At 72.0% G+C, this 24184-nt stretch carries 28 protein-coding genes and 1 tRNA gene; 13 read left to right on the plus strand and 16 right to left on the minus strand.

The genetic code is table 11. The features are described from left to right. The first annotated feature begins 85 nt into the window (after nucleotides 1-85). A complete protein-coding gene (locus tag ABZS80_RS04555) occupies nucleotides 86-622 on the plus strand; it encodes a histidine phosphatase family protein (protein ID WP_355054426.1) in 537 nt (178 codons plus the stop codon). Nucleotides 623-648: 26 nt separating this feature from the next. On the opposite strand, the gene ABZS80_RS04560 is transcribed toward ABZS80_RS04555, so the two are convergent. From ABZS80_RS04560 to ABZS80_RS04575, 4 genes are all read right to left on the minus strand, one after another. Then, complete coding sequence (locus ABZS80_RS04560) at nucleotides 649-918, minus strand: DUF6458 family protein (protein ID WP_088969138.1); 270 nt, start codon at nucleotides 916-918, stop codon at nucleotides 649-651. A gap of 170 nt (nucleotides 919-1088) precedes the next feature. Further along, on the minus strand, nucleotides 1089-2945 hold the full coding sequence (locus ABZS80_RS04565) for an acyl-CoA dehydrogenase (protein ID WP_355054427.1): 1857 nt from the start codon (nucleotides 2943-2945) through the stop codon (nucleotides 1089-1091). Nucleotides 2946-3083: 138 nt separating this feature from the next. Continuing rightward, nucleotides 3084-4211 (minus strand): PP2C family protein-serine/threonine phosphatase, encoded by a 1128-nt coding sequence (locus ABZS80_RS04570; RefSeq protein WP_151462620.1) that lies wholly within the window; start codon nucleotides 4209-4211, stop codon nucleotides 3084-3086. 100 nt (nucleotides 4212-4311) lie between these two features. Continuing rightward, entirely contained in the window at nucleotides 4312-4929 is a 618-nt protein-coding gene (locus ABZS80_RS04575) for a septal ring lytic transglycosylase RlpA family protein (protein ID WP_355054428.1), read from the minus strand. A gap of 205 nt (nucleotides 4930-5134) precedes the next feature. On the opposite strand from ABZS80_RS04575, the gene ABZS80_RS04580 reads away from it, so the two are divergent. The 3 genes from ABZS80_RS04580 (at nucleotide 5135) to ABZS80_RS04590 (ending at nucleotide 7261) form a co-directional block, all read left to right on the plus strand. After that, complete coding sequence (locus ABZS80_RS04580) at nucleotides 5135-5674, plus strand: phosphoribosyltransferase (RefSeq protein WP_355054429.1); 540 nt, start codon at nucleotides 5135-5137, stop codon at nucleotides 5672-5674. A gap of 40 nt (nucleotides 5675-5714) precedes the next feature. Beyond that, nucleotides 5715-6734, plus strand: a complete 1020-nt coding sequence (locus ABZS80_RS04585) for a hypothetical protein (RefSeq protein WP_355054430.1) — start codon at nucleotides 5715-5717, stop codon at nucleotides 6732-6734. A gap of 92 nt (nucleotides 6735-6826) precedes the next feature. Next, a complete protein-coding gene (locus tag ABZS80_RS04590) occupies nucleotides 6827-7261 on the plus strand; it encodes an ASCH domain-containing protein (protein ID WP_313723723.1) in 435 nt (144 codons plus the stop codon). A 4-nt stretch (nucleotides 7262-7265) separates the two neighbouring features. Here the strand turns inward: ABZS80_RS04590 and ABZS80_RS04595 are convergent, their stop codons facing one another. Next, nucleotides 7266-8144, minus strand: a complete 879-nt coding sequence (locus ABZS80_RS04595) for an LLM class flavin-dependent oxidoreductase (protein ID WP_355054431.1) — start codon at nucleotides 8142-8144, stop codon at nucleotides 7266-7268. 30 nt (nucleotides 8145-8174) lie between these two features. Next, entirely contained in the window at nucleotides 8175-9227 is a 1053-nt protein-coding gene (locus tag ABZS80_RS04600; protein WP_355054432.1) for a MerR family transcriptional regulator, read from the minus strand. Between the two features lie 186 nt (nucleotides 9228-9413). Between ABZS80_RS04600 and ABZS80_RS04605 the strand changes: the two genes are divergently transcribed. Beyond that, nucleotides 9414-9710: a hypothetical protein gene (locus ABZS80_RS04605; protein ID WP_355054433.1), complete on the plus strand. Its 297-nt coding sequence runs from the start codon at nucleotides 9414-9416 to the stop codon at nucleotides 9708-9710. Here ABZS80_RS04605 and ABZS80_RS04610 read toward each other — a convergent pair. Both ABZS80_RS04610 and ABZS80_RS04615 read right to left on the minus strand, forming a co-directional pair. After that, nucleotides 9655-10257, minus strand: coding sequence for an NUDIX domain-containing protein (locus ABZS80_RS04610; protein WP_355054434.1), 603 nt, complete (start codon nucleotides 10255-10257; stop codon nucleotides 9655-9657). The genes ABZS80_RS04605 and ABZS80_RS04610 overlap by 56 nt on opposite strands. A gap of 31 nt (nucleotides 10258-10288) precedes the next feature. Continuing rightward, the gene (locus ABZS80_RS04615) at nucleotides 10289-11182 is read right to left on the minus strand and encodes a LysR family transcriptional regulator (RefSeq protein WP_355054435.1); all 894 of its coding nucleotides are present in this window, start codon (nucleotides 11180-11182) and stop codon (nucleotides 10289-10291) included. A gap of 113 nt (nucleotides 11183-11295) precedes the next feature. Here ABZS80_RS04615 and ABZS80_RS04620 point away from each other — a divergent pair, with 113 nt between their 5' ends. From ABZS80_RS04620 to ABZS80_RS04640, 5 genes are all read left to right on the plus strand, one after another. Further along, nucleotides 11296-11652, plus strand: a complete 357-nt coding sequence (locus ABZS80_RS04620; protein ID WP_355054436.1) for a DUF1801 domain-containing protein — start codon at nucleotides 11296-11298, stop codon at nucleotides 11650-11652. Further along, nucleotides 11649-12035 (plus strand): VOC family protein, encoded by a 387-nt coding sequence (locus tag ABZS80_RS04625; protein WP_355054437.1) that lies wholly within the window; start codon nucleotides 11649-11651, stop codon nucleotides 12033-12035. The genes ABZS80_RS04620 and ABZS80_RS04625 overlap by 4 nt, the downstream gene beginning before the upstream one ends. A 67-nt stretch (nucleotides 12036-12102) precedes the next feature. After that, the gene (locus ABZS80_RS04630; RefSeq protein WP_355054438.1) at nucleotides 12103-13101 is read left to right on the plus strand and encodes an aldo/keto reductase; all 999 of its coding nucleotides are present in this window, start codon (nucleotides 12103-12105) and stop codon (nucleotides 13099-13101) included. After that, a complete protein-coding gene (locus ABZS80_RS04635; RefSeq protein WP_355054439.1) occupies nucleotides 13101-13589 on the plus strand; it encodes a GNAT family N-acetyltransferase in 489 nt (162 codons plus the stop codon). The genes ABZS80_RS04630 and ABZS80_RS04635 overlap by 1 nt, the downstream gene beginning before the upstream one ends. A gap of 42 nt (nucleotides 13590-13631) precedes the next feature. After that, the gene (locus ABZS80_RS04640) at nucleotides 13632-14408 is read left to right on the plus strand and encodes a nucleotidyltransferase domain-containing protein (RefSeq protein WP_355054440.1); all 777 of its coding nucleotides are present in this window, start codon (nucleotides 13632-13634) and stop codon (nucleotides 14406-14408) included. A 42-nt stretch (nucleotides 14409-14450) separates the two neighbouring features. Here the strand turns inward: ABZS80_RS04640 and ABZS80_RS04645 are convergent, their stop codons facing one another. Genes ABZS80_RS04645 through ABZS80_RS04655 form a run of 3 tightly spaced genes read right to left on the minus strand, consistent with a single transcriptional unit; the run spans nucleotide 14451 to nucleotide 16272 of the window. Then, the gene (locus ABZS80_RS04645; RefSeq protein WP_355054441.1) at nucleotides 14451-15056 is read right to left on the minus strand and encodes a hypothetical protein; all 606 of its coding nucleotides are present in this window, start codon (nucleotides 15054-15056) and stop codon (nucleotides 14451-14453) included. Nucleotides 15057-15064: 8 nt separating this feature from the next. Further along, nucleotides 15065-15352: a hypothetical protein gene (locus ABZS80_RS04650; RefSeq protein ID WP_355054442.1), complete on the minus strand. Its 288-nt coding sequence runs from the start codon at nucleotides 15350-15352 to the stop codon at nucleotides 15065-15067. Beyond that, nucleotides 15349-16272: a phosphotransferase gene (locus ABZS80_RS04655; protein WP_355054670.1), complete on the minus strand. Its 924-nt coding sequence runs from the start codon at nucleotides 16270-16272 to the stop codon at nucleotides 15349-15351. Before ABZS80_RS04655 ends, ABZS80_RS04650 begins: the two co-directional genes overlap by 4 nt. Before the next feature lie 268 nt (nucleotides 16273-16540). On the opposite strand from ABZS80_RS04655, the gene ABZS80_RS04660 reads away from it, so the two are divergent. Next, nucleotides 16541-18148, plus strand: a complete 1608-nt coding sequence (locus tag ABZS80_RS04660; protein ID WP_355054443.1) for an alpha/beta hydrolase fold domain-containing protein — start codon at nucleotides 16541-16543, stop codon at nucleotides 18146-18148. 165 nt (nucleotides 18149-18313) lie between these two features. Here the strand turns inward: ABZS80_RS04660 and ABZS80_RS04665 are convergent, their stop codons facing one another. The 3 genes from ABZS80_RS04665 to ABZS80_RS04675 all read right to left on the minus strand — a co-directional run bounded on the left by ABZS80_RS04665 (nucleotide 18314) and on the right by ABZS80_RS04675 (nucleotide 20563). Beyond that, nucleotides 18314-19621 carry an MFS transporter gene (locus ABZS80_RS04665; RefSeq protein WP_355054444.1) on the minus strand — a complete coding sequence of 436 codons (1308 nt, stop codon included), beginning with the start codon at nucleotides 19619-19621 and terminating at the stop codon, nucleotides 18314-18316. After that, nucleotides 19621-20196 (minus strand): winged helix-turn-helix domain-containing protein, encoded by a 576-nt coding sequence (locus tag ABZS80_RS04670; RefSeq protein WP_355054445.1) that lies wholly within the window; start codon nucleotides 20194-20196, stop codon nucleotides 19621-19623. Before ABZS80_RS04670 ends, ABZS80_RS04665 begins: the two co-directional genes overlap by 1 nt. A 293-nt stretch (nucleotides 20197-20489) precedes the next feature. Further along, nucleotides 20490-20563, minus strand: a tRNA-Gly gene (locus ABZS80_RS04675). A gap of 224 nt (nucleotides 20564-20787) precedes the next feature. Between ABZS80_RS04675 and ABZS80_RS04680 the strand changes: the two genes are divergently transcribed. Then, nucleotides 20788-21771 (plus strand): zinc metalloprotease, encoded by a 984-nt coding sequence (locus ABZS80_RS04680; protein ID WP_355054446.1) that lies wholly within the window; start codon nucleotides 20788-20790, stop codon nucleotides 21769-21771. 88 nt (nucleotides 21772-21859) lie between these two features. On the opposite strand, the gene ABZS80_RS04685 is transcribed toward ABZS80_RS04680, so the two are convergent. After that, complete coding sequence (locus tag ABZS80_RS04685; protein WP_355054447.1) at nucleotides 21860-22405, minus strand: pyridoxamine 5'-phosphate oxidase family protein; 546 nt, start codon at nucleotides 22403-22405, stop codon at nucleotides 21860-21862. Nucleotides 22406-22483: 78 nt separating this feature from the next. Between ABZS80_RS04685 and dcd the strand changes: the two genes are divergently transcribed. Continuing rightward, nucleotides 22484-23062 carry a dCTP deaminase gene (gene dcd / locus ABZS80_RS04690; protein WP_355054448.1) on the plus strand — a complete coding sequence of 193 codons (579 nt, stop codon included), beginning with the start codon at nucleotides 22484-22486 and terminating at the stop codon, nucleotides 23060-23062. Between the two features lie 71 nt (nucleotides 23063-23133). On the opposite strand, the gene ABZS80_RS04695 is transcribed toward dcd, so the two are convergent. Continuing rightward, entirely contained in the window at nucleotides 23134-24171 is a 1038-nt protein-coding gene (locus ABZS80_RS04695; protein WP_355054449.1) for an NlpC/P60 family protein, read from the minus strand. Nucleotides 24172-24184: the final 13 nt, after the last annotated feature.

The following is a 24184-nucleotide window of genomic DNA, read 5'->3' on the forward strand; positions in this document are numbered from 1 at the left end:
TCCTGCCCGCCGCGGCCATGGATGAGGTAGCGGCACACATCGACATACCCAGGCGCTGAGATCGCCAATCAGGCAAGCTGAGCGGATGACGGACGGCAGGAACCAGCAGCGGACGTTGGTGCTGCTGCGACACGCCAAGGCCGAGCAGTCCCAGGAGATCCCGGACGAGGAGCGGCCGTTGACCGCACGCGGCCACGCCGACGCGGCCGCGGCCGGCGCGTGGCTGGCCCGGCACGCGCTCCTCCCCGACGTGGTGCTCTGCTCGACCGCCCGGCGGACCCGGCAGACCTGGCACGGGGTGGCGCTGGGCGCGACGGGATCACCGCCGGAGGGAGGCCCGGCCGGGTCGGCGCCGGTGGTCCGCTACGAGCCGGCAGCGTACGACGCGCACCCGGAGGCGCTGCTGGACGTGGTACGGGCGGTCGACCCGACGGCCCGCTACGTGCTGCTGATCGCCCACAACCCGGGCATCTCGCTGCTCTCCGCGCTACTCGACCCGGAGCGGGCCGATCCGGACGGGCTGCGCACCACCGACCTGGTCGTGCACCGGCCGACCGTGCGCTGGGCCGAGCTCGGGCCGAGCGGGGCACCCATCACCGGACGGCACACCGCACGCGGCTGAGCCCGCCGGGCGGCGGGCTCAGCCGGTCAGGACGGCGGGGCCGTGGGCGGCGGCGGGTCCGGCGGCGGGGGCATCATCGCGGTGGGGTGGGAGAGCCGGTTCTCCTCGACGATGAGGGTGCGTGCCCGCTTGCGGCGGTCCTGCCAGAACCAGAGCGTGGTGAGCAGCACGGCCAGCCCGGCCAGGATGAACACCCAGCCGACCGCGCGCAGGTCGATCCACCAGACGTTGGCCCGGATGGCGAAGGTCATGATCGCGCCGAGCGCGATGAGAAAGATGGCGCTGCCAATGCCCATGTGCGCTGCACTCCCCCGTGCGATGGCCCTTGGGCGTGCCCTGTCGTGGTCCGCGACGGTTACCCGCCAGGCGGCCGGCCTACCGGCCACGGGGTGAAAACACGGCGGCGGCCGGCGAGCTGTGTGCTCGCCGACCGCCGGTCGTCAGGGCAGAAACATCCCGCGGGGGATCAGAACGCCTCCTCCGGGAGGTCCATGATCTCCAGGTCGGTGCCCTCGATGATCCGCCGGTCGGCGCCGATGCGGGGCAGCACCTCGCGGGCGAAGAACCGGGCGGCGGCCACCTTGCCGGTGTAGAACGCCTTGTCGGTGGCGGAGACCTCGCCGCCGAGCGCCTTCAACGCCACGTCCGCCTGCTTCTGCAGCAGCCAGCCGACCACCAGGTCGCCGATCGCCAGCAGGAACCGGCGGCTGCTCAGGCCGACCTTGTAGAGGGCGCGGGCGTCGCCGCCCTGGGCCTCGGTCAGCCAGCCCATCATCACGCCGAGGATGTTCTGGATCTCGCCGAGCGCCTTGCCGAGCGCCTGCCGCTCCTCCTTGAGCTGGCCGTTGCCGGCCTCGGAGGCGATGAACTCCTGGATCTCGCCGGCGACCGCCATGAGCGCCTTGCCGTTGTCCCGGACGATCTTCCGGAAGAGCAGGTCGAGGCTCTGGATCGCGGTGGTGCCCTCGTAGAGGGTGTCGATCTTGGCGTCCCGGACGTACTGCTCCAGCGGGTAGTCCTGGAGGAAGCCGGAGCCGCCGAAGGTCTGCAGCGCCTCGTGGCCGAGCAGCTCGTACGCCCGCTCCGACCCGACGCCCTTGACCAGCGGCAGGAGCAGGTCGTTGACCCGCTTGGCCAGCTTGGTGGCCTTCTCGTCACCGGCGGCCTCGGCGATCGCCACCCGGTCCTGCCAGGTGGCCGTGTAGCAGACCAGCGCGCGCAGGCCCTCGGCGTACGACTTCTGCATGAGCAGGGAGCGGCGCACGTCCGGGTGGTGCGTGATGGTCACCCGCGGTGCGGCCTTGTCGGCCTGCTGGACCAGGTCGGCGCCCTGCACCCGGTTCTTGGCGTACTCCAGCGCGTTCAGGTAGCCGGTGGAGAGGGTGGCGATCGCCTTGGTGCCCACCATCATCCGGGCGTACTCGATGATCATGAACATCTGCCGGATGCCGTCGTGCTTCTCGCCGAGCAGCCAACCCTTGGCCGGCACGCCGTGCTCGCCGAAGGTCACCTCGCAGGTGTTGGAGACCTTCAGGCCCATCTTGTGCTCGACGTTCGTGGCGAAGACGCCGTTGCGCTCGCCCAGCTCGCCGGTCTCCTCGTCGAAGTGGAACTTCGGCACGACGAAGAGGGACAGGCCCTTGGTGCCCGGGCCGCCGACGCCCTCGACGCCGACCGGACGGGCCAGCACGTAGTGGACGATGTTGTCGGTCAGGTCGTGCTCACCCGAGGTGATGAAGCGCTTGACGCCCTCGATGTGCCAGGAGCCGTCCGGCTGCGGGATGGCGCGGGTGCGGCCGGCGCCGACGTCCGAGCCGGCGTCCGGCTCGGTCAGCACCATGGTCGAGCCCCACTGCTTCTCGATGAAGAGCCGGGCCCACTTCTTCTGCTGCTCGGTGCCCTCGACGTGGAGCACGTGCGCGAAGGACGGGCCGGAGGCGTACATCCAGATCGGGGCGTTGGCGCCGAGCACCAGTTCGGCGAGCGACCACCAGAGGGCGCGCGGGGCGTTGGTGCCGCCCAGGGCCTCCGGCAGGTCCAGCCGCCAGAACTCCGAGTCCATGAACGCCTGGTAGGACTTCTTGAACGACTCCGGCAGCGGGGCCGTGTGCGTCGCGGGGTCGAAGACCGGCGGGTTGCGATCGCTGTCCGAGTAGCTGGCGGCCAGGTCCTCGCGGGCCAGGCGGTCGACCTCGGAGAGGAAGCTCCGGGCGGTGTCGACGTCCAGGTCCGTGTACGGCTCCTGGCCGAACGTCCGGTCCGCCCCGAAGACCTCGAACAGGTTGAACTCGAGGTCCCGAAGATTGCTCTTGTAGTGGGTCATGCTCGCTGGCCCCGCTTCCGGACAGGTGTTACCGATCAGTAACTCCAGACTGTATTACTCGCCGGTAGCCAACGACAAGCCGATCTCGGAAGTGACAGCGATTACACACTTCCGGTTCACCCGACGGTGACCGTCGGCTCAGCTCTCGGCCGCGCCGACCTCCCAGCTCGGCACGGGCGCCGCGGCGGCGCTGCGCGGCCCGGTGTATTCCATCAGGACCAGCGCGATGTCGTCGTCGAGCCGGCCGTGCACCCACTCGACCAGGGCGGTCTCCAGCGAGGCCAGACCGTCGGCCACGGTGCCGTGCCCGAGCAGCCGCCAGGCCCGGTCGGCGGTCGGGAAGAACTCCCCGTCCCGGCGCGCCTCGCCCAGCCCGTCGGTGAAGAGCAGCAGCCGGTCGCCCGGCTCCAGCCGCTCCACTCGGGGCCGGACCACCGGCATGAAGCCGAGCGGCGGCGCGGGCGCCGGCGGTTCGAGCGGGATGACCGCGCCCCGGCGCAGCAGCAGCGGTGGCGGGTGGCCGCAGTTCACGATGGTGAGGGTGCCGCCGCGCTCCTCGACCAGCGCGGCGGTGACGAAGTCCTCGTCGCCCACGTTGCGGGCCACCGCCCGGTCCAGGTCGGTCACCACCGCGCGCAGGTCCGCCCGCTCGTACGCCACGTGCCGGTAGGAGCCCAGCACGATGCTGGCCAGCCGGACGGCGTCCAGCCCCTTGCCGCGCACGTCACCGATGATCATGCGGACGCCGTACGGGGTGTCCATCGCCTCGTACAGGTCGCCGCCGATCTCGGCGGTCGCCGTGGAGGAGATGTAGCGGGCGGCCACCGCCAGGGTGCCGACCTGCGGGCCGAGCGACCGGAGCACCGCCTGCTGGGCGACCGAGGCGAGCCGGGACAGCTCCGCGATCCGCTCGGACTGGCGCTCGCGGACCCCCGCCACGGCGCCGGCGATCGCGGTGGCCAGCGCGATGCCGGCCACGTTGACCGCGGTGACGAGCGACATGGTCTGCTCGGCGAGGGCGAACGCGGCCCCGATCCCGGTGGCGAGCAGCCCCACCCCGAGCACCACCCGCCAGGACGCGAGCGCGGCGGCGAGGAACGGGGCGGCCACCATGAGCGCGACGTAGTGCGCCGGCCGACCGTCCGCCAGCTCGACGGCGGAGACGATCGCGAGCAGCGCGAGGGCCGCGCCGAGGCCGGCGCGGGATCCGGGGCTCAGCGGGCCGCGGCCCGACTGGAAGGGTTGCGTGCGTACATCGGACAGCATGCCTGATGGACGTGAACGGGTGAATGAACCTGGCCCGTCGTCCGAGGATGTTCTGGCCGGCCGGATCCCTCCGCCGACCCGATCGCCGCCGGTCACCCGGTCAGCCGAGGACCTCGTACCTGACGGTCAGCTCGCCGAGGTCGGTGGAGGCGATCGCGGCGAAGGCGGCCCGGGAGAGGTCGATGCACCGGCCGTCGATGTACGGGCCGCGGTCGTTGATCCGGACCACGACCGACTTGCCGTTGGCCGGGTTGGTCACCCGGACCTTCGTGTTGAACGGCAGGGTCTTGTGCGCGGCGGTCAGCGCGTCCGGGTTGAACGTCTCGCCGTTCGCGGTCATCTGCCCCTCGTCGTAGAAGGACGCGCCGCAGGAGCCGCTGTCCACGACCTTCGCGGCGGTCGTGGTCTTCTTCGCGGTCGGCTTCGGGCTCGCGGTGCGGGCCTTGCTCCGGGACGCCGCCTGGGTCCGGGTCGCGGTCGGGCTCGGGGTGGCCTTCGGCGAGGGGCTGAGGCTCGGCGATGCGGAAGGGGACGCGGAGCTGGGCGCGAGCGTGCTGGGCAGGGCCTCGACCGCGGCCGGAGCCGAGGCGGGCTCGGCCGAGGTGAGCTGGACCGCGCCGACGGTGCCGCCGACGGCGAGCGCCACGCCGACGGCCGCGGTGGCGGCGATGCCGGCCGGCGAGGAGAACTTGCGGGTACGAAGGTGCCTACCAGCCACCGCCCGGTCCTTTCGTCTACTGAACAAACCGGCTCGGACCGTAACGAGAGAAGCACTTCGGAAGTCAACGTGATCATGGTGCTATGCCCGCATTTACCCTGGTACGTGTAGCCGATCAGGCCAGCACCACTCCACCGAACAGAGGAATGAGTGCTGGCCGGGGCCGGTGTGGCATCGCCTCGTGCCGGTGCCCCAGGATGGAGGCGTGCTGAGCCGACGCCTGGTCGAGCTGTTCCGCTGGGTCGACCCCGGCCCGGGGAGCAGCCATCTGGTCAGCGACCTCTCCGCCTGGTGGCGGGATCCCGAGGTGCTGGCCGGGGTCGGGCCCGCCCTGGCCGGCCTCTTCCCGGCCGCCCGGCCGACCGTCGTGATCGCGCCGGAGGTGACCGGGCTGCTGCTCGGCCCGCTGGTCGCGGTGGCGGCCGGCGCCGGGTTCCTGCCGGCGTACAAGGACGGCGGGGAGCGGCGCCGGATCGGGCCGATGCGCTGGGCGGAGACACCCCCCGACTACCGGGGCCGGCAGCTCCGGGTCGGCGTGGACGCCCGCCGCCTCGGCCCCGCCGACCGGGTGCTGCTCGCCGACGACTGGGTGGCCACCGGGGCGCAACTCGACGCGCTGCACCACCTCGTCCGGGACAGCGGGGCCGAGTTCGTCGGGACGGCGGCACTCGTCGCGACCTGTCCGGCGCCGGTCGCCGAGCGGCTCCGGGTACGCGCACTGCTCACCGGAGACCGGTTGCGCTGAGGGTTGACCTCAAGGGCACTTCAACTCCGATGATCGACGCATGGACGACGGCATCCTGGACGAGGCGTACCAACGGCTGCACCGGACCGGCCCGGAATTCGAGGGCTGGCTCTCCAACCACGGACCCATGGCGGTCGAGGCGCTCGTCCGCCACGGCCACGGCACCCGGGTCCACCGCTGGCTCGACGACTACCTGCGCCGGCTGGACGAACTGCCCCGCGGCCTGCGGCCGATCGACGACTGGCGGGCCGCCCTGGGCGACCCGAAACGGGCCGGGGACTGGCTCGCCCACTTCGACCGGGAACTGCGGGACCGACCCTGGCGCGAGGTGCTCGGCGACTGGTGGCCCCGCCTGCTGCCGGGCATCGCGGCCGGGGCCACCCACGGGGTGATCCGGGTCGGGCACGCGGTGCGGGTGCTGCGTACCGGCGGGGAGAACCCGGAGCGACTGGCCGAGCTGGGCCAGGGGCTCGGCTACTGGGCCGCCCGTTGGCAGCCGGTGCCCGGCGCCGGCCCCCTCACCGGGCGGTCCGACGTGCCGGCCGCGCTCGCGGCGGTGCCCCGCATCCCGACCCAGACCGGCGGGATCCGGGACCGGCTCAGCCGGCTGACCGACGTACCCGAATGGCCTGGCGCGGTCACAGCGCTGCACCCGCCCGCCGACCCGGCCGGGGCCGAGCGGACCCTCACCGACCTGGTGCACTGGACCGCGCTGGACTACCTGCGGTTCGGGCACGGCAACCCGGTGATGCTGGTGCACGCGGTGACCGCGCCGACCGCGGTGCTGCGGACCCTACCGGCCCTGGACCCGGCGCTCTGGGCGCCGAGCGTCGCCGCGGCCTGGTCGGCCACGGCTGCCGTGACCTCGGTGTACGCCCCACCCACGCCGGCCCCCGCACCCGCAGTGTCGGCAGGCGGGCCGGCGGAGGTGTTCGCCCGGGCGGCCCGCCACGGCGACGCGCACGTGGTGAAGCTGGCCGACGCGGTGCTGGAGGCGCACGCGGCGACCGGGGACGCCCGGGTGCTCGCCGCCGCCGGCTACGCCGGCCAGCTCCTCTGAGGACGTCCTCGACGGCGTCGCAGATCCGGACCAGCCGTGGGGGCGGGCGAAATCCCGCGACGGGCCGGCGGCCGGCGGTTAGCCTCGGCAGGATGTGGCCCCGCATCGGTGGACTCCGCACGCTCGCCCTCGGCACTCCCGGCGAGCTGCGCACCACCCTCAACACCCTCGTGCTCTCCGGCGTGAAGACCGCCACGGCCGGATTGCTCACCGACGAGTACGCCACCGAGAACGAGGAACTGGAACACGTCGGCGAGCGCCTCGTCCTGGTGGACGACGACGACAAGCTGATCGGCGTGGTCGAGGTCACCGACGTCGAGGTGGTCCGCTTCGCCGACGTGTCCTGGGATTTCGCCCGTTCCGAGGGCGAGGGGGACCGGTCCATCGAGGAGTGGCGCGAGGGCCACCGCCGCTACTGGGCGCGGGTGGGCTTCCCCGTCGACGACGACAGCCAGGTGGTGTGCATCCGGTTCCGGCTGGTCTCCGCCGGCGACGGCGGCATCAGCACCGGCGACCTCGGCACCTGACCGGTCAGAGCCGGCGCAGCTCCGGCAGCAGCCCCGCCGCCTCGGTCAGCACCGCCTCGTCGCCGGCGTACCAACTGCTGGCCCGGGGCCAGTGGGTCACCACGTCGGTGAAGCCCAGCCGGGCGGCCCGCGCCACCTGCTCGGCGAAGAAGTCCGCGTCGCGCAGCGAGAAGACCGGCGCCGAGTCCAGCGACAGGTAGCGGTCCAGGGTCGCCGGGTCGCGCCCCGCCTGCTCCAGCGTGCCGTCCAGCCGGGCGGACAGCTCCGCCACGGTCGACCACCAGCTCTCCAGGTCGTCGCCGCCGAGGCCGGTGGTCACCCAGCCCTGCCCGAAGCGGGCGACCAGCCGCATCGAGCGGGGCCCGTTCGCGGCGACCACGAACGGCACCCGGGGCTGCTGGACACAGCCGGGATTGTTCCGCGCGTCGACCGCCGCGAACCATTCGCCGCGCCAGGTCGTGCCGTCCTCTCGCAGGATCCGGTCGAGCAGCTCGGTGAACTCGGCGAACCGGTCGACCCGCTGCCGGGGCGGCAGGGTCTCCCCGCCGAGGACCGCCGAGTCGAAGCCGATGCCGCCGGCACCGAGGCCGAGCAGCACCCGCCCCTCGGACACGTCGTCGAGCGCGGTCACCTGGCGGGCGAACGCGGCCGGGTGCCGGAAGTTCGGCGAGGCCACCAGGGTGCCGAGGCGGATCCGGGAGGTCACCGTCGCGGCGGCGGTCAGCGTGGTCATCGAGTCGAACCAGGGCCCGTCGACCAGGTCGCGCCACCCCAGATGGTCGTAGGTCCAGGCGTGGTCGAAGCCCCACTCGTCCGCCTGCCGCCAGCGCCGCCGGGATTCCGACCAGCGCTGGTCGGGCAGGATCACGATGCCAATTCGCATGATCGCCAGGGTACGACCCGGGTCGGGGGACTACCCCGCCACCAGGTCGGCGACCACGCAGGCGATGTTGTCGGGGGCGCCCGCGGCGTACGCGAGGTCGACCAGGCGCCCGACGGCGGTCTCCGGGTCGTCGGCCCCGGCGAGCGCGGCGTGCAACGCCTCGGGGTCGACCACCGTGGCGAGCCCGTCGGAGCAGAGCAGGTAGCGGTCGCCGGCCAGGGCGGTCCGCAGTGCGAGGTCCGCCTCGACGTCGCCGGCCCCGAGCGCCCGGGCCAGCAGGGCCCGCTGGGGATGCGCCCCGGCCTCGGCCAGGCTGAGCTTCCCCTGGTCCACCAGCGTCTGGACGTAGGTGTGGTCCTGGGTGAGCCGGGACAGCTCGCCGCCACGCAGCAGGTACGCGCGGGTGTCCCCGACGTGCACGAGAGCGAGCCGGGTGCCGCGCCGCAGGATCGCGGTGAGTGTGGTGACCGGCTGGTGGGCGGGAGTGGCGTGCGCGCGTACCGCCCGGTCGGCGGCGGCGACCGCGTCGGCCAGCGCGGCGAGCAGTTCGGTGGCCGGCGCGTCGGCCGGCTCCAGGGGCCGCAGCGCGTCCACGGCGGCGGTGCTGGCGGCGGCCCCGCCCGGCCCCCGCATCCCGTCCGCGACGGCGAGCAGGGTCCCGCTGGCGTACGCGGTGTCCTCGTTGGAGTCCCGGGCGGTGCCGGTCTCGCAGCGGACCGCGTACCGGAAGGTGGTGTCGGACATGGTGGTGCCCCTCTCGGTGAGCTGGTCGAGGAGGAGCGCGACGGCGCGACCGCGGGCCTTCGTGTCAGCGCTGACCCGCCGCCACCAGGCGTCGACGGCCTCGGCGGCGGCGTCCGGCGGCAGGCCGCAGACGTGCTGGATCTCGGCGAGCGGCATGCCGGCCCGGCGCAGCGCGGCGATCAGCCCGGCCCGGTCGAGCTGGGCCGGCGCGTAGTACCGGTAGCCCGAGTGCGGGTCGACGGCGGCCGGGGGCAGCAGCCCCAGCTCGTCGTAGAGCCGCAGCGCCTTCGGCGTCAGGCGTGCCGCGCGGGCGAACGCCCCGATGGTCAGCAGCTCCACGGACCCATCCTCCTCGCGCCGGTCGCGCTCCTCGTGCCGGTCGCGGCGACCGGCACGGACCACGCTGGACCTTGCCGCAGGGGCAGGGTCAAGCCATTGACGATGTATCGATCCGCCCCCGCACCGCCTGACCCGCGTCCCGGGCCGCCCGCGGCCCACCGCCCCAACGACCTGAAGGGGACGGCCATGCCACCGACGGGGGACCCCCTCGCCCGCCGCTACCGGCGGCTGCTGCTCGGCTATCCGCGCGCCTACCGCCGGGATCGCGGCGAGGAGATCCTCGGCCTCCTGCTGGACGGCGCGCCCGCCGGGCGGACCCGACCCACCCTGCGCGAGGCGGCCGACCTGCTCCGGGCGGGCCTGCGCTGCCGCCTGGGCCTCTCGCTGTTCTTCCTGCTCGGCCTGGCCAGCGCGCTCGTGCTGCTCCTCACCGCGGTGCCGCCGCGCCGGGACCCGCGCCCGCTGACCGTGCGCCTCGGCTGAGCTTCGCCAGCATCCGGCCAAGGTGCGGCTCGACGGTGCCCGGCACGGCCTCGGCCACCTCGCGCGGCGTCCACCAGCGGACGCCCCGGAACTCCGCCGGGTCGGGGATCAGCTTCTGGTCGCGGCTGCCGGCCAGCACGTACCAGAGGCTCACGTCGGTGTGCCGCTCCTCCGGCGGGCCGACGGTCCCGGTCACCGTGAGGAAGGCCGGGCGCTCGCCGAGGTCCGGCGCGAAGACGGCCGGCACGCCCAGCTCCTCCACCATCTCCCGGCGTACCGTCTGCGCGGGGTGCTCGCCCGGCTCGACATGGCCGCCGCTGGGCAGCCACATCCCGGCCTTGCGGTGGTCGACCAGCAGCACCGCGCCGTCCGTCTCGTCGCGGAGCAGGAAGTAGGCGACCAGGTGCGGCGAGGGGGTGCGCGGCTTCACCCGGCGGAAGATGTCCTCCGTCGTGGCCAGCCAGGCCAGCGTCGTCGCGCGGTGCCGCGCCTCCTGCTCGTCGCCCGGCGTGAGCGCCTCGACCAGCGCCCGGATCTCGTCCCGCACGCCGTCATGCTGCCAGCCGGGTCCGACAGCCTCAGGCCGCCGGTGCCGGGTTGGCGTCGACCGCGGCGCGGACGAACTCGCGTACGCGGGTGGTGCTGTTGCTGGCCAGCCACACCGGACCGCGCCGGATCGGCGGCGCGTCGCGGATCGGCACGTAGGCCAGGTCGGGGCGGGCGTGGTAGTGCCGCGTCTGCTCGCCCACCGGCAGCACCCCGCGCCCCATCGCGACCAGGGCCAGCATCTCCGAGAAGGTGCCCCCGACCGGGCCGCGTGGCACCGGCCGCCCCGCCGGGGTCCGGTCCGGGGTGCGGTCCCGCTTGAACGCGGCGGAGGTCACCGCCGGGTACTGCACCACCGGGTGGTCGGCCAGCACCTCCAGCGACACCGCCTCCGCGCCGGCCAGTGGATGGTTCGCGGCCACCGCGAGCACCCGGGCCTCGTGCAGCAGCGCCGGGCCGTTCGCCATGCCGTCGAAGGGGTACGCGGCGATCAGCACGTCGATCGTGCCGTCCCGCAGGCTCGACCGGGTGGTGGCGAGCGGGGCCTCGTGGACGTGCACGACGCAGTCCGGGTGGCGCTCGCTGAACAGCGTGACGGCCCGGAGCAGCACCGGTGCGGTCGACTCACCGACGTACGCCACCCGCAGTTCGCCCGTGAGCCCGCGCCCGGCGTCAACGGCGCGCTGGACGGCCTCCTCGATGCCGGCGACCAGCGGACGCAGGTCGTCGGCGAGGCGGGCGCCGATCGGGGTGAGCCGGACCACCCGGCTGGTGCGCTCGAAAAGCGGCGCGCCGATGCGGCGTTCGAGCTTCCGCACCACGTGGCTGATCCGCCCGGTGGTCACCCGCAGCCGCTCGGCGGTCCGCCCGAAGTGCAGCTCCTCGGCGAGGGTCAGGAACGTCTCGACCTCGTACCGCTCCAGCACGGACGACCCCCATCGTTGAATCCTGGTCAACGATCGTAGCCCGATCGCGTCTTGGTCCGGCCGGCGCCGAGGACGAGTGTTGACGGTGTTCCCACCGCGCACAGGAGGACCACATGGATCCCGTCACCACCTATCTGACCGGCCCCGACGCGCCATTGCGCGAGACCGCAGAGAAGCTGCGTTCCGTCATCGAGGCCGCGCTGCCGGAGGCCACCGGCGCCCTGTGGCACGGCCACCCGGTGTGGGGGCTGGGCGACCGGCCCGGCCAGACCCCCGTCTGCCTGCTCAAGGCGTACCCGGCGTACGCCACGTTCGGGCTGTGGCGAGGGCAGGACGTGGCGGACGACTCCGGGCGGCTCGTCCCGGGCGCGCGCCGGATGGCCTCCGTCAAGCTGCGCGCCGTCGACGAGATCGACCCGGAACTGTTCACCGGCTGGCTGCGCGACGCGTACGCGCTGGAGACCCGGTGAGCGCCGTGCGGGTGACCGGCTTCGACCACCTGGTCCTCGCCGTCACCGACGTCGAACGGTCCCTGGCGTTCTACTGCGACACCCTCGGCCTGGCACCGGTGCGCGTCGACCGCTGGCGCGCCGGCGAGGTGCCCTTCCCCTCGGTCCGCGTCAACGCCGACACCATCATCGACCTGGTCCGCGGCGAACCGGACGGGTCGAACGTGGACCACTTCTGCCTCGTGGTCGAGCCGCTCGACTGGGCCGAGGTGGTCGACTCCGGGGTGTTCACGGTGCTGACCGGTCCCGTGCCGCGCTTCGGCGCGCGGGGCACGGCCACCTCGATCTACGTCCGCGACCCGGACGGCAACACCGTCGAGCTGCGGTGGTACCCGGGGTCTTGACTTCCAGTTCGCTCGAAGCCGCAGAGTGGCAACCGGCGGAACCACGACGCGGACCGGGGAGCGGATCATGAAGCGCACGTTGGGACGGAGCGGCATCGAGGTCAGCGCGCTGGGCATGGGCTGCTGGGCGATCGGCGGCCCGTACGCCGGCGGCACCAACCAGTACGGCTGGGGCCGGGTCGACGACGCCGAGTCGACCCGGGCCGTCCGCCGGGCCCTCGACCTGGGCGTCACCTTCTTCGACACGGCGAGCAGCTACGGCGCCGGGCACAGCGAGGTGGTGCTCGGCAGGGCGCTCGGCGCCGACCGGGACTGGGTGGTGATCGCCACGAAGTGGGGGTTCACCTTCGACGAGCGGACCAGGGAGGCGCTCGGCACCGACAGCAGCGTCGCGTACCTGCGCAGCTGCCTGGACGGCTCGCTGCGGCGGCTGTGCACCGACCACGTCGACCTCTACCAGCTCCACCTCGGCGACCTGCCGGTCGCGGAGGCCCTGGACCTCGTCGCACCCCTGGAGGACCTGGTCACCGCCGGCAAGATCCGGGCGTACGGCTGGAGCACCGACGACCCGGAACGCGCCGCGGCCTTCGCCGCCGCCGGCCCGCACTGCGCGGCCGTCCAGCACGACATGTCGGTGCTGGCCGACCGGCCGGCGATGATCGAGCTGTGCGAGCGGGCCGGGCTGGCCAGCATCAACCGGGGGCCGCTCGCCATGGGCCTGCTCAGCGGCAAGTACGCCGACGGCCGCACCGTGCCGCGGGACGACGTGCGCTCGCAGAGCTACGACTGGATGACGTACTTCCGCGACGGCGCCGGGGCACCCGAGTGGCTGGCGCGGGTGGAGGCCCTGCGGGAGGTGTTCGCCACCGGTGGCCGTACGCCGACGCAGGGCGCGCTGGCCTGGCTCTGGGCCCGCAGCGGGGCCACCGTCCCGATCCCCGGGTTCCGTACCGTCGCCCAGGTCGAGCAGAACGCCGGAGCGCTCGCCCAGGGCCCGCTGCGGCCCGACGAGTTCGCCGCCGTGGAGGAACTGCTGGCCGACCTGCGGGTTGCTAGCGTCGCCTGATGCCCGCACTCGAACGGCTCGCCATCCGCCACGCTCCGGCCCTGCTCCACTTCGAGCAGGTGAACCGGGCGTACTTCGCCCGGTTCGTGGCGGACCGCGGCGACGCCTACTTCGCCGAGTTCACCGACCGGCTCGCGGGTCTGCTGACCGAGCAGGACACCGGGGAGTGCCACTTCCACGTGCTCGTCGACGAGGAGGACGGGACGGTGCTGGGCCGGTTCAACCTGGTCGACGTCGCCGACGGCAGCGCCGAGCTGGGCTACCGGGTGGCCGAGCGGGCCAGCGGACGCGGCCTGGCCCAGGAGGGCGTCCGCCGGGTCTGCGCGCTGGCCCGCGACGAGTACGGGCTGCGCCAGCTGGTCGCCTCGGCCGCGCTGGCGAACCCGGCCTCCCTGGCGGTGCTCCGGCGGACCGGGTTCGTGCCGGTCGAGGAGCTCCTGCTCCACGGCAAGCCCTCCCTCCGGCACGTCCTCGACCTCACGAGCTGACCAGGCCTGCCCGGCCGGCGCTCGGCGGCTACCGTCACCGGAGTGATCGAGGAGCTGACCCGGCGCTATCTGCACGCGGTCGACCAGACCCTGCCCGGGTACGTGGGCGGCCTCTACCTCGTCGGGTCTGCCGCCCTCGACGCCTGGCAGCCCGGCCGCAGCGACGTCGACACGGTGATCCTGACGTCGCGCCCCCCGAGCCGCGACGACCTGGCCCAGCTCGCGGCGGTTCACGCCGGGATGCCAGAATCGCCACACTTCGATGGGGTTTACCTCGAACCCGCGCTGACCCGCTCCTGGCCCGCCGACCGGCGGCCCGTCCCGTTCGTGGTCGACGGCAGGTTCCGGACCGACACTCCGTGCGGCGAGCTGACCCCGGTCCTCTGGCTGACCCTGCGCCGACACGGCATCCCGGTGCGTGGCCCCGCCGTCGCCGAGCTGGGCGTACGGGTCGACCCGGAGCAGCTCCGCCGGTACAACCTCGACAACCTACGGGAGTACTGGCAGGCGACGGTGACGACGTTCGCGGCGGACCTCGCCGACGGAGATCCGACCGAGGTCGTGGACGGCGGCATCGTGAGCTGGTTCGTGCTCGGACCCGCGCGGCTGCACCACACGCTGGCCCACGGCGACGTCATCTCGAAGGCGGCAGCCGGCGCCTACCTCGCCGACCTGTTTCCGGAGTACGCCCAGCTCGCGTGGCGGGCTGTCGGCTGGCGTGCGGGCGAGGCGAGGCGGTTCAGCAGCGCCGACCTAGCTGCGGCGTGCGACAGCGTCATCGCGGTCGCCGACGACGCCTGGCATCGCTTCGGCGGCTGACCCACCGGCACCGGCCGGGGCACTCCGGCATCGTCCCGCAGGTCAGCGCCGTTGGACGGGCATTCCGTAGATCCCCCCGTCGCCGACCTGTGCGCTGTCGACCAGCATGGGGTTGAGGCTCCACAGGGCCGCCAGCTTGAGCACGTCGTGTTCGTGGGGCGCCGACTCGTACCAGTCGTCCCAGTCCTCCTCCTGCCAGTCCCGCCAGTTGTCCCCCCAGCCCCGGAGGCCCTTGCCGACCTCGCGCTCGGCCGGCGTGACGTCACCGATGAACAGCGGAACGTATCCGTCGAAGGTGGCGAACGCCCGCACGACGACCCCGTCGACCGCCCGCACCCATCCGTGGGAGGACCAACCCCGCTCGTTGACGAAGAACTGGATCTCACCCAGGCGCGCGCTCAGGGCTGCGAACCACTCCGGAAACCGCGGATCGGTGACGCTGTAGTCGAACGTCGCGAGATCGCGCCGGCCGTGCGCCAGGGTCCACCCGGCCACGGGACCGGCCACGAACACGCCGGAGACGTACGCGCGGTCGACGCCCTCGTCCCAGGAGAGACGCTCGCGGTCGGCCAACCGCAGCGCGTCGGCGACCTCCTCCGGGCTCCGCTCCCGCACGGCGAGCCACGCGGTCTTGAAACCAAACCCCATGCGGCTCATCATCGCGTCGGCAGACCACCGGCGACACTCTGCCATCCGCCCTCGGCGAGCGCCGCCTCGTCACCGCCCGAATGGTCGGCGACCTGGCACCGGGACCTGATGCTGGTCATGCCGGGCTGGTGGGCGCGGTTGGTGAGGTACTGGTAGCCGGCCTCGTCGCGGGCAACGCCGCCCGGCAGCGCCCGAACCGTCTCGATCTCGACCAGGCTCCGGCGGTGCCCTCGGGCGGCCGCGTAGACCTCCTCCAGCAGCCTGGTGCCGATGCCGCGGCGTGAATAGCAGGTCACCTGAGCAGCGCGTCAAGCTCGGGAAGTCGGCCGAACAGCTCGGGGAGGCCGCGCACCCCGTTGCGCACGGACTCGTGCGACAGCGCGAGGTCCGGGCCGGTGCCGGCCTCGACACCGGCGAGGCAGCGGAGGATGTTCCACCTCGTGAACCCCAGCCAGCCGGTGATCATGAACACGAACCAGCTTGGACCCGACGGCGGCAGCGCTCCGCCTCCTGCGACGTAGCCGTCGAGGACCGAGCGGAAGATGCCGAGCTTGATGTCGTCGAAGCCGGGTCCCTTCGCGAGGCTCAGCGCTGTCGAGCCGAGCTCACCGGACAGGTCGAGCATCCCCGAGAGCTCCCAGTCGAGCACCACCGGCCGGCCCTCGCGAGCGAGGAGGTTCCACGGATGGATGTCCCGGTGGGTCAGCACGATGGGGCCTGGTCGCTCGCAGGTGTCGACGAAGTGGGCAATCGCGAGGAACGTCTCGACCTGGGAGGCGAGTTCGTCGGCCCACGGCTGTCCCGTCGCCGTCGCCCGCTCGGCCAGTTCGGGCCAGTCCCGTGGCGTCAGGTCCTCGATCGGGACGTGGGTCCACGCGACGTCGAGCGCGTGGATGCGCGCGAGAATTTCACCGATCTCGGACGCGTACGCCGGCGACACCGGCGCTTCGGGCACCTTCTCGCCCTCGACCCACCGGTGGACGAGCGTCTGGTGGCTGGCCGAGATCGGCTCCGGCATCGGGATGCCGGCGGCGAAGGCCGCCCGCTCGAACCTGTACACATCCTCGGCGCGGTAGGTCCAGCGGCGATCAAGGAGGTTCAACTCCTTCACCGCGAATGACCCCTGGTCGGTGTCGAGTCGGTACATCCGGTTGGCGAACCCGCCGTGGACACGGATCATCGGACCGATCGGCGCCCCGAGATGTGACAGGTCCACCCCGCGCAATCTAGGGCGGGCAGTTCGTCGATGCACCCGCTTTACCCGGGTCGATGTCGCATACCTGCTCGGCCAGATGAACTCCGACGAACGTCGGGGTTCGGGGCGGAGCCCCGAGGTCTGTGTCCGTCAACCGAGGTGCGACATGCGCGCGGACCGCGGCAGATCCGGATACTCGATCACCCGCCCGTTCGGGTTCTTGGCGACATGCCAGGTTATTCCGCGAAGGCGGTGCCAGTTGCGGTAAGTGTGGAGGAGGAGGTGTCCGATGACGCTGCCGTACGCGACCTTGCCGGGCGACCTCGACCACCTGATCGCCGACGAGCATGTGGTGGCGAACCGCCTCTTCGAGCACCTCGAGGCCGGACGCGGTGACCGGCGCATGCTGGTCGACCAGGTGAGTTACGGCCGCGCCCTGCACGCCCACGCCGAGGAGGAGGTGTTGTATCCGGCGCTGGCCGAGATCGGCGCCGCCGCGGACGCCGAGGAGGGGCGGGACGAGCACCAGGCCCTCAAGAGGCTGCTCGTCCTGCTTGACCATGCGGATCCCGGCAGCGGCGAATTCGAGCGGGCACTGAACAAGCTGATCGGCGATGTCCGGCACCACATCGAGAAGGAGGAACGGGAGTTCCTGCCGGCGCTGCGTCGGGCGGTGGGCGCGGAGGAGATGGGTCGGCTCGGCGAGCAGTACCTCGCCGCCAAGCGGTCGGTCCCGGCCCGCTCGCATCCCACCGTCCCGCCCACCGGACGCCGTCGCAGGCTCATGCACGTGGCGGCCGGGTTCGTGGACAAGGTACGCGACCGGGTATCCGGCCGCAGCAACGTCCTGTCGACCGACGCCTCCTGGCTGCTCGACACCCAGGCGCAGCGGATCCTCGACACCTGGTCCCGACTGGTACTGGCCCCGTACGAGCTCCTCACCCTTGAGCAGGCCCGCCAGCAGCCGAGCCTCGCCGACGCGGCGATGGAGATCCTGCAGCAGGACGGGCGGCCGACGGACCCCGAGGAGGTCGGATCGGCAGCGGACGTCACCGTGCCCGGCCCGGGTGGTGATCTGGTGGTACGCGTCTACAAGCCGCTCGGCCAGACCTCCGATCCGGTGCCCGTCGTGATGTGGGTGCACGGTGGCGGTTGGATCCTGTTCACCAACGACGACTATGACGCGTCCTGCCGCGCCCTGGTCAACCGGACGGGCGCAATCGTGGTGTCGCCGGAGTATCGCAAGGCTCCCGAGCACGTGTTCCCGGCCGCCCACGAGGACGTGCTGGCCACCTACCGGTGGCTCCGGACCAACGCCACCGGGCTCGGCGGCGACCCGTCACGCATCGCCATCGGTGGCGAGGGCGTCGGGGCGAACATGGCGGCCGCGACCTGCGGTCAGCTCAAGCAGGCAGGTGAGCCACTGCCCGTGGCGCAGGTGCTCGTCTGCCCGCTGACCACCACCGCTCAGTACGGCGCGTCCATGCGGGACGCCGCAGACGCCCGGCCGCTGAATCGTCCACTGCTGTCCTGGATGATGATGCACGCCTTCCGTGGCGTGACCGACAGCCTGAAAGACCCCAGGGTCGATCTGCTCCCGCTCTCCGCGCAGGGCCTCGCCGGTCTGCCGCCGACACTGATCGTCACCACCGACCGCGACGTGCTGCAGAGCCAGGGCGATGAGTGGTGCGCCCGCTTGGGGGCCGCCGGCGTGCGGGCCACGTCGGTCCGTTACGGGGGAGTGATGCACGACTTCTTCGGCCTTGCCGCGGTGCTGGACAAGGCCGCGCACGCGCAAGAGGAGGTCGCCCTGCACCTGCGCCAGGCGTTCGGGGAGGCGTCGGCCGCACATCCGTTGGATGGTGCGCCAATGCGAGGGCCCAAAGTCATCGGGTGACGCTGGCTGCCATGTCGCGGATCGTCCAGCTGCTGGCCTAGCCCGTACATCGGTATGTGGGCCGGCCCGCGGACGGTCCGGCGCCGGCGCCGTCGGGCATCGCGGCTAGATGAGCGCACTGGCCGGTTCGCTTGTGCGCCTCTCTGAACAAGAACCACTGCCCGGTCAAGGATTGCGTTCCGTCCTGGCCGCAGGCTCGTGGATCGCCGACGTGTGGCGGTGTTGCCTGGGTTCACGAGGGCGCTGTCTCGGCACGGCTGGTGGTGAGTGGTCGGCGCGTAGGGCCATGGCGAAGGTGATCGCGCCGAGGGCGGCCAGGGTTGCGATCGCGGCGAAGATTGTGCGTAGCCCGCTGAGTTGCAACGCCGGTCCGGCGGCGGTGTATCCGACGAATGCTCCCAGGTTTTCGGTGGTCGTCACTGCGGTCATGACGTGAGGTCGGATAGGTGCCGGGGTGCGTAGGGTGACGCGGGTGTTGATCGTTGCGGCTAGCAACGGCGTGGCCAGTCCTACTAGGAACAGCCCGCTGGCCATGACGAATGTCTGATCGACGAGTAGTAGCCACAGCGGGGCGCATTGCAGCATGGCGGCGGCGGTGAGGGCGGTGTTGTTCATCCGGCCCAGGCCGGTGACGGCCACCAGGCTGCCGATGGCGAGGCCGGCGCCGTTTGCCGCGATGAGTAGCCCTAGCGTTCGAGGGTCGCCTCCCAGGTCATCCATGACCAGCACTGGTAGGCAGATGAATATGGCGGGGACCGAGATGGTCACCAGCGTCAGGGCGAGCACGAAGAGCCGAAGTGCGCGGTGGCGAAGCGCGTGGCGGATGCCCGTGAACGTGGCGGCCTGCTGGTGGCTCGCACGAGAGGACTCCGTGCCTGCCACGACGGTGGCGGGCGGCCGGACGAAGGCGGCCAGGATGACGAAGGAGACGAGGTACGTGCCGGCGTCGATCCAGAGGACCTGGGCTGGTCCGAGCAGGGCGATGAGCAGGCCGCCGAGGGCGGGTCCGGCGAGGGCGGCGATTCTGGTCGCACCGTCTATCAGGCTGTTGGCGCGAGCGAGGAGTTTCTCGTCGGTGCCCCGTGTCGGGCCGAGGAGGTCGGCCAGGATGAGCCGCTGCGAGGAGACGTAGGGAGCGGTGAACGCACCGAGACTGAACGAGACCGCCAGCAGGGCCGGCAGGCTCAGCCACCCCGTCTGATGCAGCAGCGGGATCAGCGCCATCAGCGGTACGCGCGCCGCGTCGCAGATCAGCATGGTGCGCCGCACACCGAGCCGGGCCACGACCTTGCCGCTGGGTAGGCCCAGTGTCGCGACGCCGAGGAACTCTACGGCCAGGACCGCGCTCATCTTCGCCGGCGAGCCGGTGGTCACCAGGACGAACCACGGCAGCGCCAGGAGGGTGAGCCAGGAGCCGAAGGTGGACAGCAGCTTCGCGACGAACAGAGCGAGTAGTCCCGGTGTGTGCAGCATCAGCTTGGACCGTCGTCCGTGGGGACGGCGTATCCGAAGAAGGCGACGCGGCGGGCGTTCGCCGTGCGGGGTCGTGTGGCGGCGGTGTACTCGCCGATGAGGGCTTTGATGCGCTCGGTTACCTCTACGAGTTCGTCGGGGTCGAGGTAGCCGATGTCTTCGCCGACCCAGGCCGCTTCCTGCCAGGCGGTGTCGAAGTCGTCCTGGTGGCGTTGGTATGAGTCCAGGGCGGCGAGCCGCTGGGCGATGAACTGCTCTCGCAGCGCCCGGGAGGCGGCGGCGAACTCCGGTGACCCGTCACCGGTTGCTGACCAGGTGATCCCTCGGCTGGTTGCTCGCCACGGCCGTTCGCGTCCTTCAGCCAGGTCGGGTGCGGGCTCGACGAGGCCCCACTTGGCCAGCTGGCCGACGTGATAGCTGATGGATGCCGTGGACTCGCCGGTCCGATCGGCCAGCTTTCGCCCGGAGGCCGGACCGTCGACGGTGAGCAGTTCGAGAAGCTTGAGCCGGATGGGATGGGCGAGCGCGCGCAGCGCCTGCGGGTCGGTGAGTTGCTTCTTCTGACCGGACGACATTGACCCAACATAGCTTGGCCAACACTTCTTGGCCAAGCTATGTCTTTGACGTATCACCGAACCAACCTCGGAGGCGGATCGGGTCCTCGCCCAGGCGGTGAGCGCCGCGGTGGAGGCGGAACGGAAGAAAGCCAGAAGGCGGTGGCCGGCACCTCGGACAAACCGAAGGCCAAGGGCAAGAAGGCGGGCAAGAAGCGTGCCTAGTGGCCCGTGGATGGACCATCGGGTGCTCCTGGGCGGAGGAACGCCGAAGGCCCTGGCTGGAACTCGCGTCCCGACCAGGGCCTCGATCGTGGAGCGGGTGACGGGAATCGAACCCGCACTGTCAGCTTGGGAAGCTGATGTTCTGCCATTGAACTACACCCGCAGGCGGCACCACTGTACAGGAGGTCACCACCTCCCTGCACCCAGGCACCCCCGCAGCCGCCGATGCATCGACCGAGCGCGACGCTCCCCGGACTACCAGCAGGAAGTTTCCCCACGGCAACATATGGTCGTTCTCAAATCCTTCGATCGGATGTAACGTCTCCTCCACGTTCTCCGACCGGGCGTGACATACCCCCTGTCATGCCCGCAGAAAGAGGTGGGCCCATGGGACTTCGTCCCAACCTGCTGACCCGGCGTACCGCCGGCGTCGCGTCGACGACCCTCGCGCTGCTGCTCAGCACCGCCGCCGTAGGCGTCGTCCCCGCAGCTTCGGCCTTCTCGGCCGCCCCGTCCGGCTCCTGCGCCGAGCCGGCCGACGTCCACTCGGACGCGCGGGTGAAGAAGGGCGGACACGCCAAGCTGGACCCGAACGAGCTGACCGCCAAGCAGGTCCGCGAGCGCGACGCCGACCTCACGGCGGCCCTGCGTGAGCGGGCGAACTTCCGCGTCGGCGCCGGAGCGACCCCGCTGGCGACCGTGACCATCCCCGTCGTGGTTCACGTCATCCAGCGGGACAGCACCCGGGCCGGCGGCAACATCCCGGACTCGATGGTGACCCAGCAGATCGCCGTGCTGAACAACGCGTACAGCGGTGGCACCGGTGGCGCCGCGACCGCCTTCAGCTTCCAGCTGACCAAGGTGCACCACGTCACCAACGCCGCCTGGTACCCGATCGTCGAGGGCTCTTCCGCCGAGCGCTCCATGAAGACCTCGCTGCGCGAGGGCGGCAAGAACACGCTCAACCTCTACCTGGGCGAGCTGAGCGACGACCTGCTCGGTTGGGCCACCTTCCCGCAGCGCAAGCTGAACAGCATGGACGGTGTGGTCGCGCTGAGCGAGTCGCTGCCGGGTGGCACCGCGACCAACTACAACCAGGGCGACACCGGCACCCACGAGGTCGGCCACTGGCTGAACCTCTACCACACCTTCCAGGGCGGCTGCTCGGGCTCGGGTGACAGCGTCTCCGACACTCCGGCCGAGGCCTCACCGGCCTACGAGTGCCCGACCGGTCGCGACACCTGCACCGCCACGGGCAAGGACCCGATCACCAACTTCATGGACTACACCTACGACTCGTGCATGTACCAGTTCACCGCTGGTCAGGCGAGCCGCATGCTGACCGCCTGGAACGCCTACCGCGCGGCCTGACCGCCACGCAGCGCACGCCGGCGCCGGTCCCGTCCTCGGACGGGGCCGGCGCCGGCTCTGTTCGGGCAGGAGCCCCTCGGGTACGAAGTCAGGCCGCCGGGCGGCGGGTGTCGAAGCCGTGCCGGCCGCGCCGGCCTTCCGGGGCGAGCGGGTCACGCCGGGCCGGGGCGTTGGCCCGCGGGTCGAGCCAGACGCGCACCTCGGGCCGGCCGGTGCCGGGGCGGGCCACCTGGTCGCGCCGGGTCAGCATCGCCACCTCGACGGTGAACTCGAACAGCCGCCAGTCGCCCTGTGGCGCGGCCCGGCCGATCCGGGCCACCCGGGCGACGGTCGCCGGGTCGGTCACCGGGTGGGCGCGGCCGGCCACGTAGGCCTCGTCGTCGCTCTCCTCCGGCGGGAAGGAGTGCAGCGCGTAGCGGCCGTCGCGTTCGAGGTCGCGGCGCTTGGGCGAGTCGATGACGAAGCACCAGAGCCCGTCGTCGGTGATGACCGGGGACACCGGATGCACGCGCGGGCCGCCGTCGGCGCGGACCGTGGCGAGGTAGCCGAAACCCGGGCCGTACTGCTGCAACAGGAGGCGGATCTCGTCGGCGAGTCGGGGCTCGTCGGCGGCGAATTCGGACCAGGAAGCCATGCGGACATTCTATCGAACAGGTGTACGAAGATGTAGTGCGACACGCAGGTCACCCGTACCGGTCGCTATGGTGTTCCGATGCTGCTCTCCGACCGCGACCTGGTCTCCGAGATCAAGGCGGGCACGCTCGCGCTGGAGCCCTTCGAGCCCACGCTGGTGCAACCGTCCAGCATCGACGTACGTCTGGACCGGCTGTTCCGGGTCTTCAACAACCATCTCTACACCCACATCGACCCGTCCGTGCAGCAGGACGAGCTCACCTCGATGGTGGAGGTGCCCGAGGGTCAGCCGTTCGTGCTGCACCCGGGCGAGTTCGTGCTCGCCTCCACGCTGGAGGTGATCTCGCTGGGCGACCAGCTCGCCGGGCGCCTGGAGGGCAAGAGCTCCCTGGGCCGGCTCGGTCTGCTCACCCACTCGACCGCGGGCTTCATCGACCCGGGCTTCTCCGGTCACGTCACGCTGGAGCTGTCCAACGTGGCGAACCTGCCGATCACGCTCTGGCCGGGCATGAAGATCGGCCAGCTGTGCATCTTCCGGCTCTCCTCGCCGGCCGAGCACCCGTACGGCTCGGCGGTGTACGGCTCGCGCTACCAGGGCCAGCGGGGCCCGACCCCGAGCCGCTCCTGGCAGAACTGGCGCACCTGGCCAACCCGCTGAAGCACCGAGCGACTGTTAGGAGGGGTCCCTTCCTCTACCGGAGGCGTTAAGAAGGGGCCCCTCCTTACCACTCAGCCCGGGCGGCCGTAGCTGTTGATCTGGCCGTCGTCGACGCGCTTCATCGTGATCGGCTTGCCGGACTGGGAGGCGTGCACCACCCAGCCGTCACCCACGTACATGCCGACGTGGTGCAGGTCGCTGTAGTAGAAGACGAGGTCACCGGCGCGCAGTTCGCTCCGGCTCACCCGCCGGGTCACGTCGTGCTGCTGCCGGGCGTTGTGCGGCAGCGAGACGCCGGCCTTCGCCCAGGCCGCCATGGTGAGGCCCGAGCAGTCGAAGTGGTCCGGGCCGGCGGCGCCCCAGACGTAGATCTTGCCGATCTGGGCGCAGGCGAACTTGACCGCGGTGCCGGCCGGACCGCCGGGGTAGCCGGCGGGGCAGGGCGCGGGTCGCAGCGGGCCACCGCCGCCGTTGCCGTAGACCTTGAGGCGCAGCTTCTGGAGCTTGACGATCTCGGCGTCGATCTGCTTCTTCTTGGCCGCGAGCTGGGCCTCGGTGCGCGACAGCTCGGTGATCATCTCGTCCAGCGGCTGCTTCTTGGCGGCCAACTGGTCGCGCAGCTCGGCGACGGCGCGCACCTGTTCCTGCTGGCGGTTCGCGAAGCGGTCGAGCAGGGCGAGGCCGTCGACCAGCTCGCTCGGGGAGCGGCTGCCCAGCAGCGCGTTGACGGTGGAGAGGTTGTTGTCGCCCTTGTAGGCGTCGGCGGCGAGCCCGCCCACCTGACCGAGGGCGGCGTCCACCCGGGCCTGGAGCGGGGCGATCTGCTTGCCCAGCGCGGCGGCCTGCTTCCGCTTGGCGGCGAGCTGCTCGCGGGTGGCGTTGACCTGTTCGATGATCGGTTCGAGCTTGTTCCAGTCCTGGTCGATCTGGCGCTCGATCTCGGCTACCGACGGTTCGGCGTGTGCCGCCGTGGCGCCGCCGGTCAGGACGACGGCGGTGCCCGCCAGGGCGGCGAGGGCGGTGGTGAAACGGGACCAGCGGGAACGCGGCACCGCCGTCGACCGGTCGACCGACCGGACCGACGGTGGCCGCGGGGCATGGTGTGCCACCGGGCTTCCGTAC

The organism is Micromonospora sp. NPDC005305 (assembly GCF_040607315.1).
GTDB lineage: Bacteria > Actinomycetota > Actinomycetes > Mycobacteriales > Micromonosporaceae > Micromonospora.

Bases quoted from the DNA above. Each gene is read 5' to 3' on its own strand.
- ABZS80_RS04630 (WP_355054438.1), top strand. From the start codon at position 12,103: ATGAAGCGCACGTTGGGACGGAGCGGCATCGAGGTCAGCGCGCTGGGC.
- ABZS80_RS04565 (WP_355054427.1), bottom strand. From the start codon at position 2,945: ATGACCCACTACAAGAGCAATCTTCGGGACCTCGAGTTCAACCTGTTC.
- ABZS80_RS04620 (WP_355054436.1), top strand. From the start codon at position 11,296: ATGGATCCCGTCACCACCTATCTGACCGGCCCCGACGCGCCATTGCGC.
- ABZS80_RS04670 (WP_355054445.1), bottom strand. From the start codon at position 20,196: ATGTCGTCCGGTCAGAAGAAGCAACTCACCGACCCGCAGGCGCTGCGC.
- ABZS80_RS04660 (WP_355054443.1), top strand. From the start codon at position 16,541: ATGACGCTGCCGTACGCGACCTTGCCGGGCGACCTCGACCACCTGATC.
- ABZS80_RS04680 (WP_355054446.1), top strand. From the start codon at position 20,788: ATGGGACTTCGTCCCAACCTGCTGACCCGGCGTACCGCCGGCGTCGCG.
- dcd (WP_355054448.1), top strand. From the start codon at position 22,484: ATGCTGCTCTCCGACCGCGACCTGGTCTCCGAGATCAAGGCGGGCACG.
- ABZS80_RS04665 (WP_355054444.1), bottom strand. From the start codon at position 19,621: ATGCTGCACACACCGGGACTACTCGCTCTGTTCGTCGCGAAGCTGCTG.
- ABZS80_RS04590 (WP_313723723.1), top strand. From the start codon at position 6,827: ATGTGGCCCCGCATCGGTGGACTCCGCACGCTCGCCCTCGGCACTCCC.
- ABZS80_RS04560 (WP_088969138.1), bottom strand. From the start codon at position 918: ATGGGCATTGGCAGCGCCATCTTTCTCATCGCGCTCGGCGCGATCATG.
- ABZS80_RS04645 (WP_355054441.1), bottom strand. From the start codon at position 15,056: ATGGGGTTTGGTTTCAAGACCGCGTGGCTCGCCGTGCGGGAGCGGAGC.
- ABZS80_RS04635 (WP_355054439.1), top strand. From the start codon at position 13,101: ATGCCCGCACTCGAACGGCTCGCCATCCGCCACGCTCCGGCCCTGCTC.
- ABZS80_RS04595 (WP_355054431.1), bottom strand. From the start codon at position 8,144: ATGCGAATTGGCATCGTGATCCTGCCCGACCAGCGCTGGTCGGAATCC.
- ABZS80_RS04555 (WP_355054426.1), top strand. From the start codon at position 86: ATGACGGACGGCAGGAACCAGCAGCGGACGTTGGTGCTGCTGCGACAC.
- ABZS80_RS04585 (WP_355054430.1), top strand. From the start codon at position 5,715: ATGGACGACGGCATCCTGGACGAGGCGTACCAACGGCTGCACCGGACC.
- ABZS80_RS04605 (WP_355054433.1), top strand. From the start codon at position 9,414: ATGCCACCGACGGGGGACCCCCTCGCCCGCCGCTACCGGCGGCTGCTG.
- ABZS80_RS04570 (WP_151462620.1), bottom strand. From the start codon at position 4,211: ATGCTGTCCGATGTACGCACGCAACCCTTCCAGTCGGGCCGCGGCCCG.
- ABZS80_RS04685 (WP_355054447.1), bottom strand. From the start codon at position 22,405: ATGGCTTCCTGGTCCGAATTCGCCGCCGACGAGCCCCGACTCGCCGAC.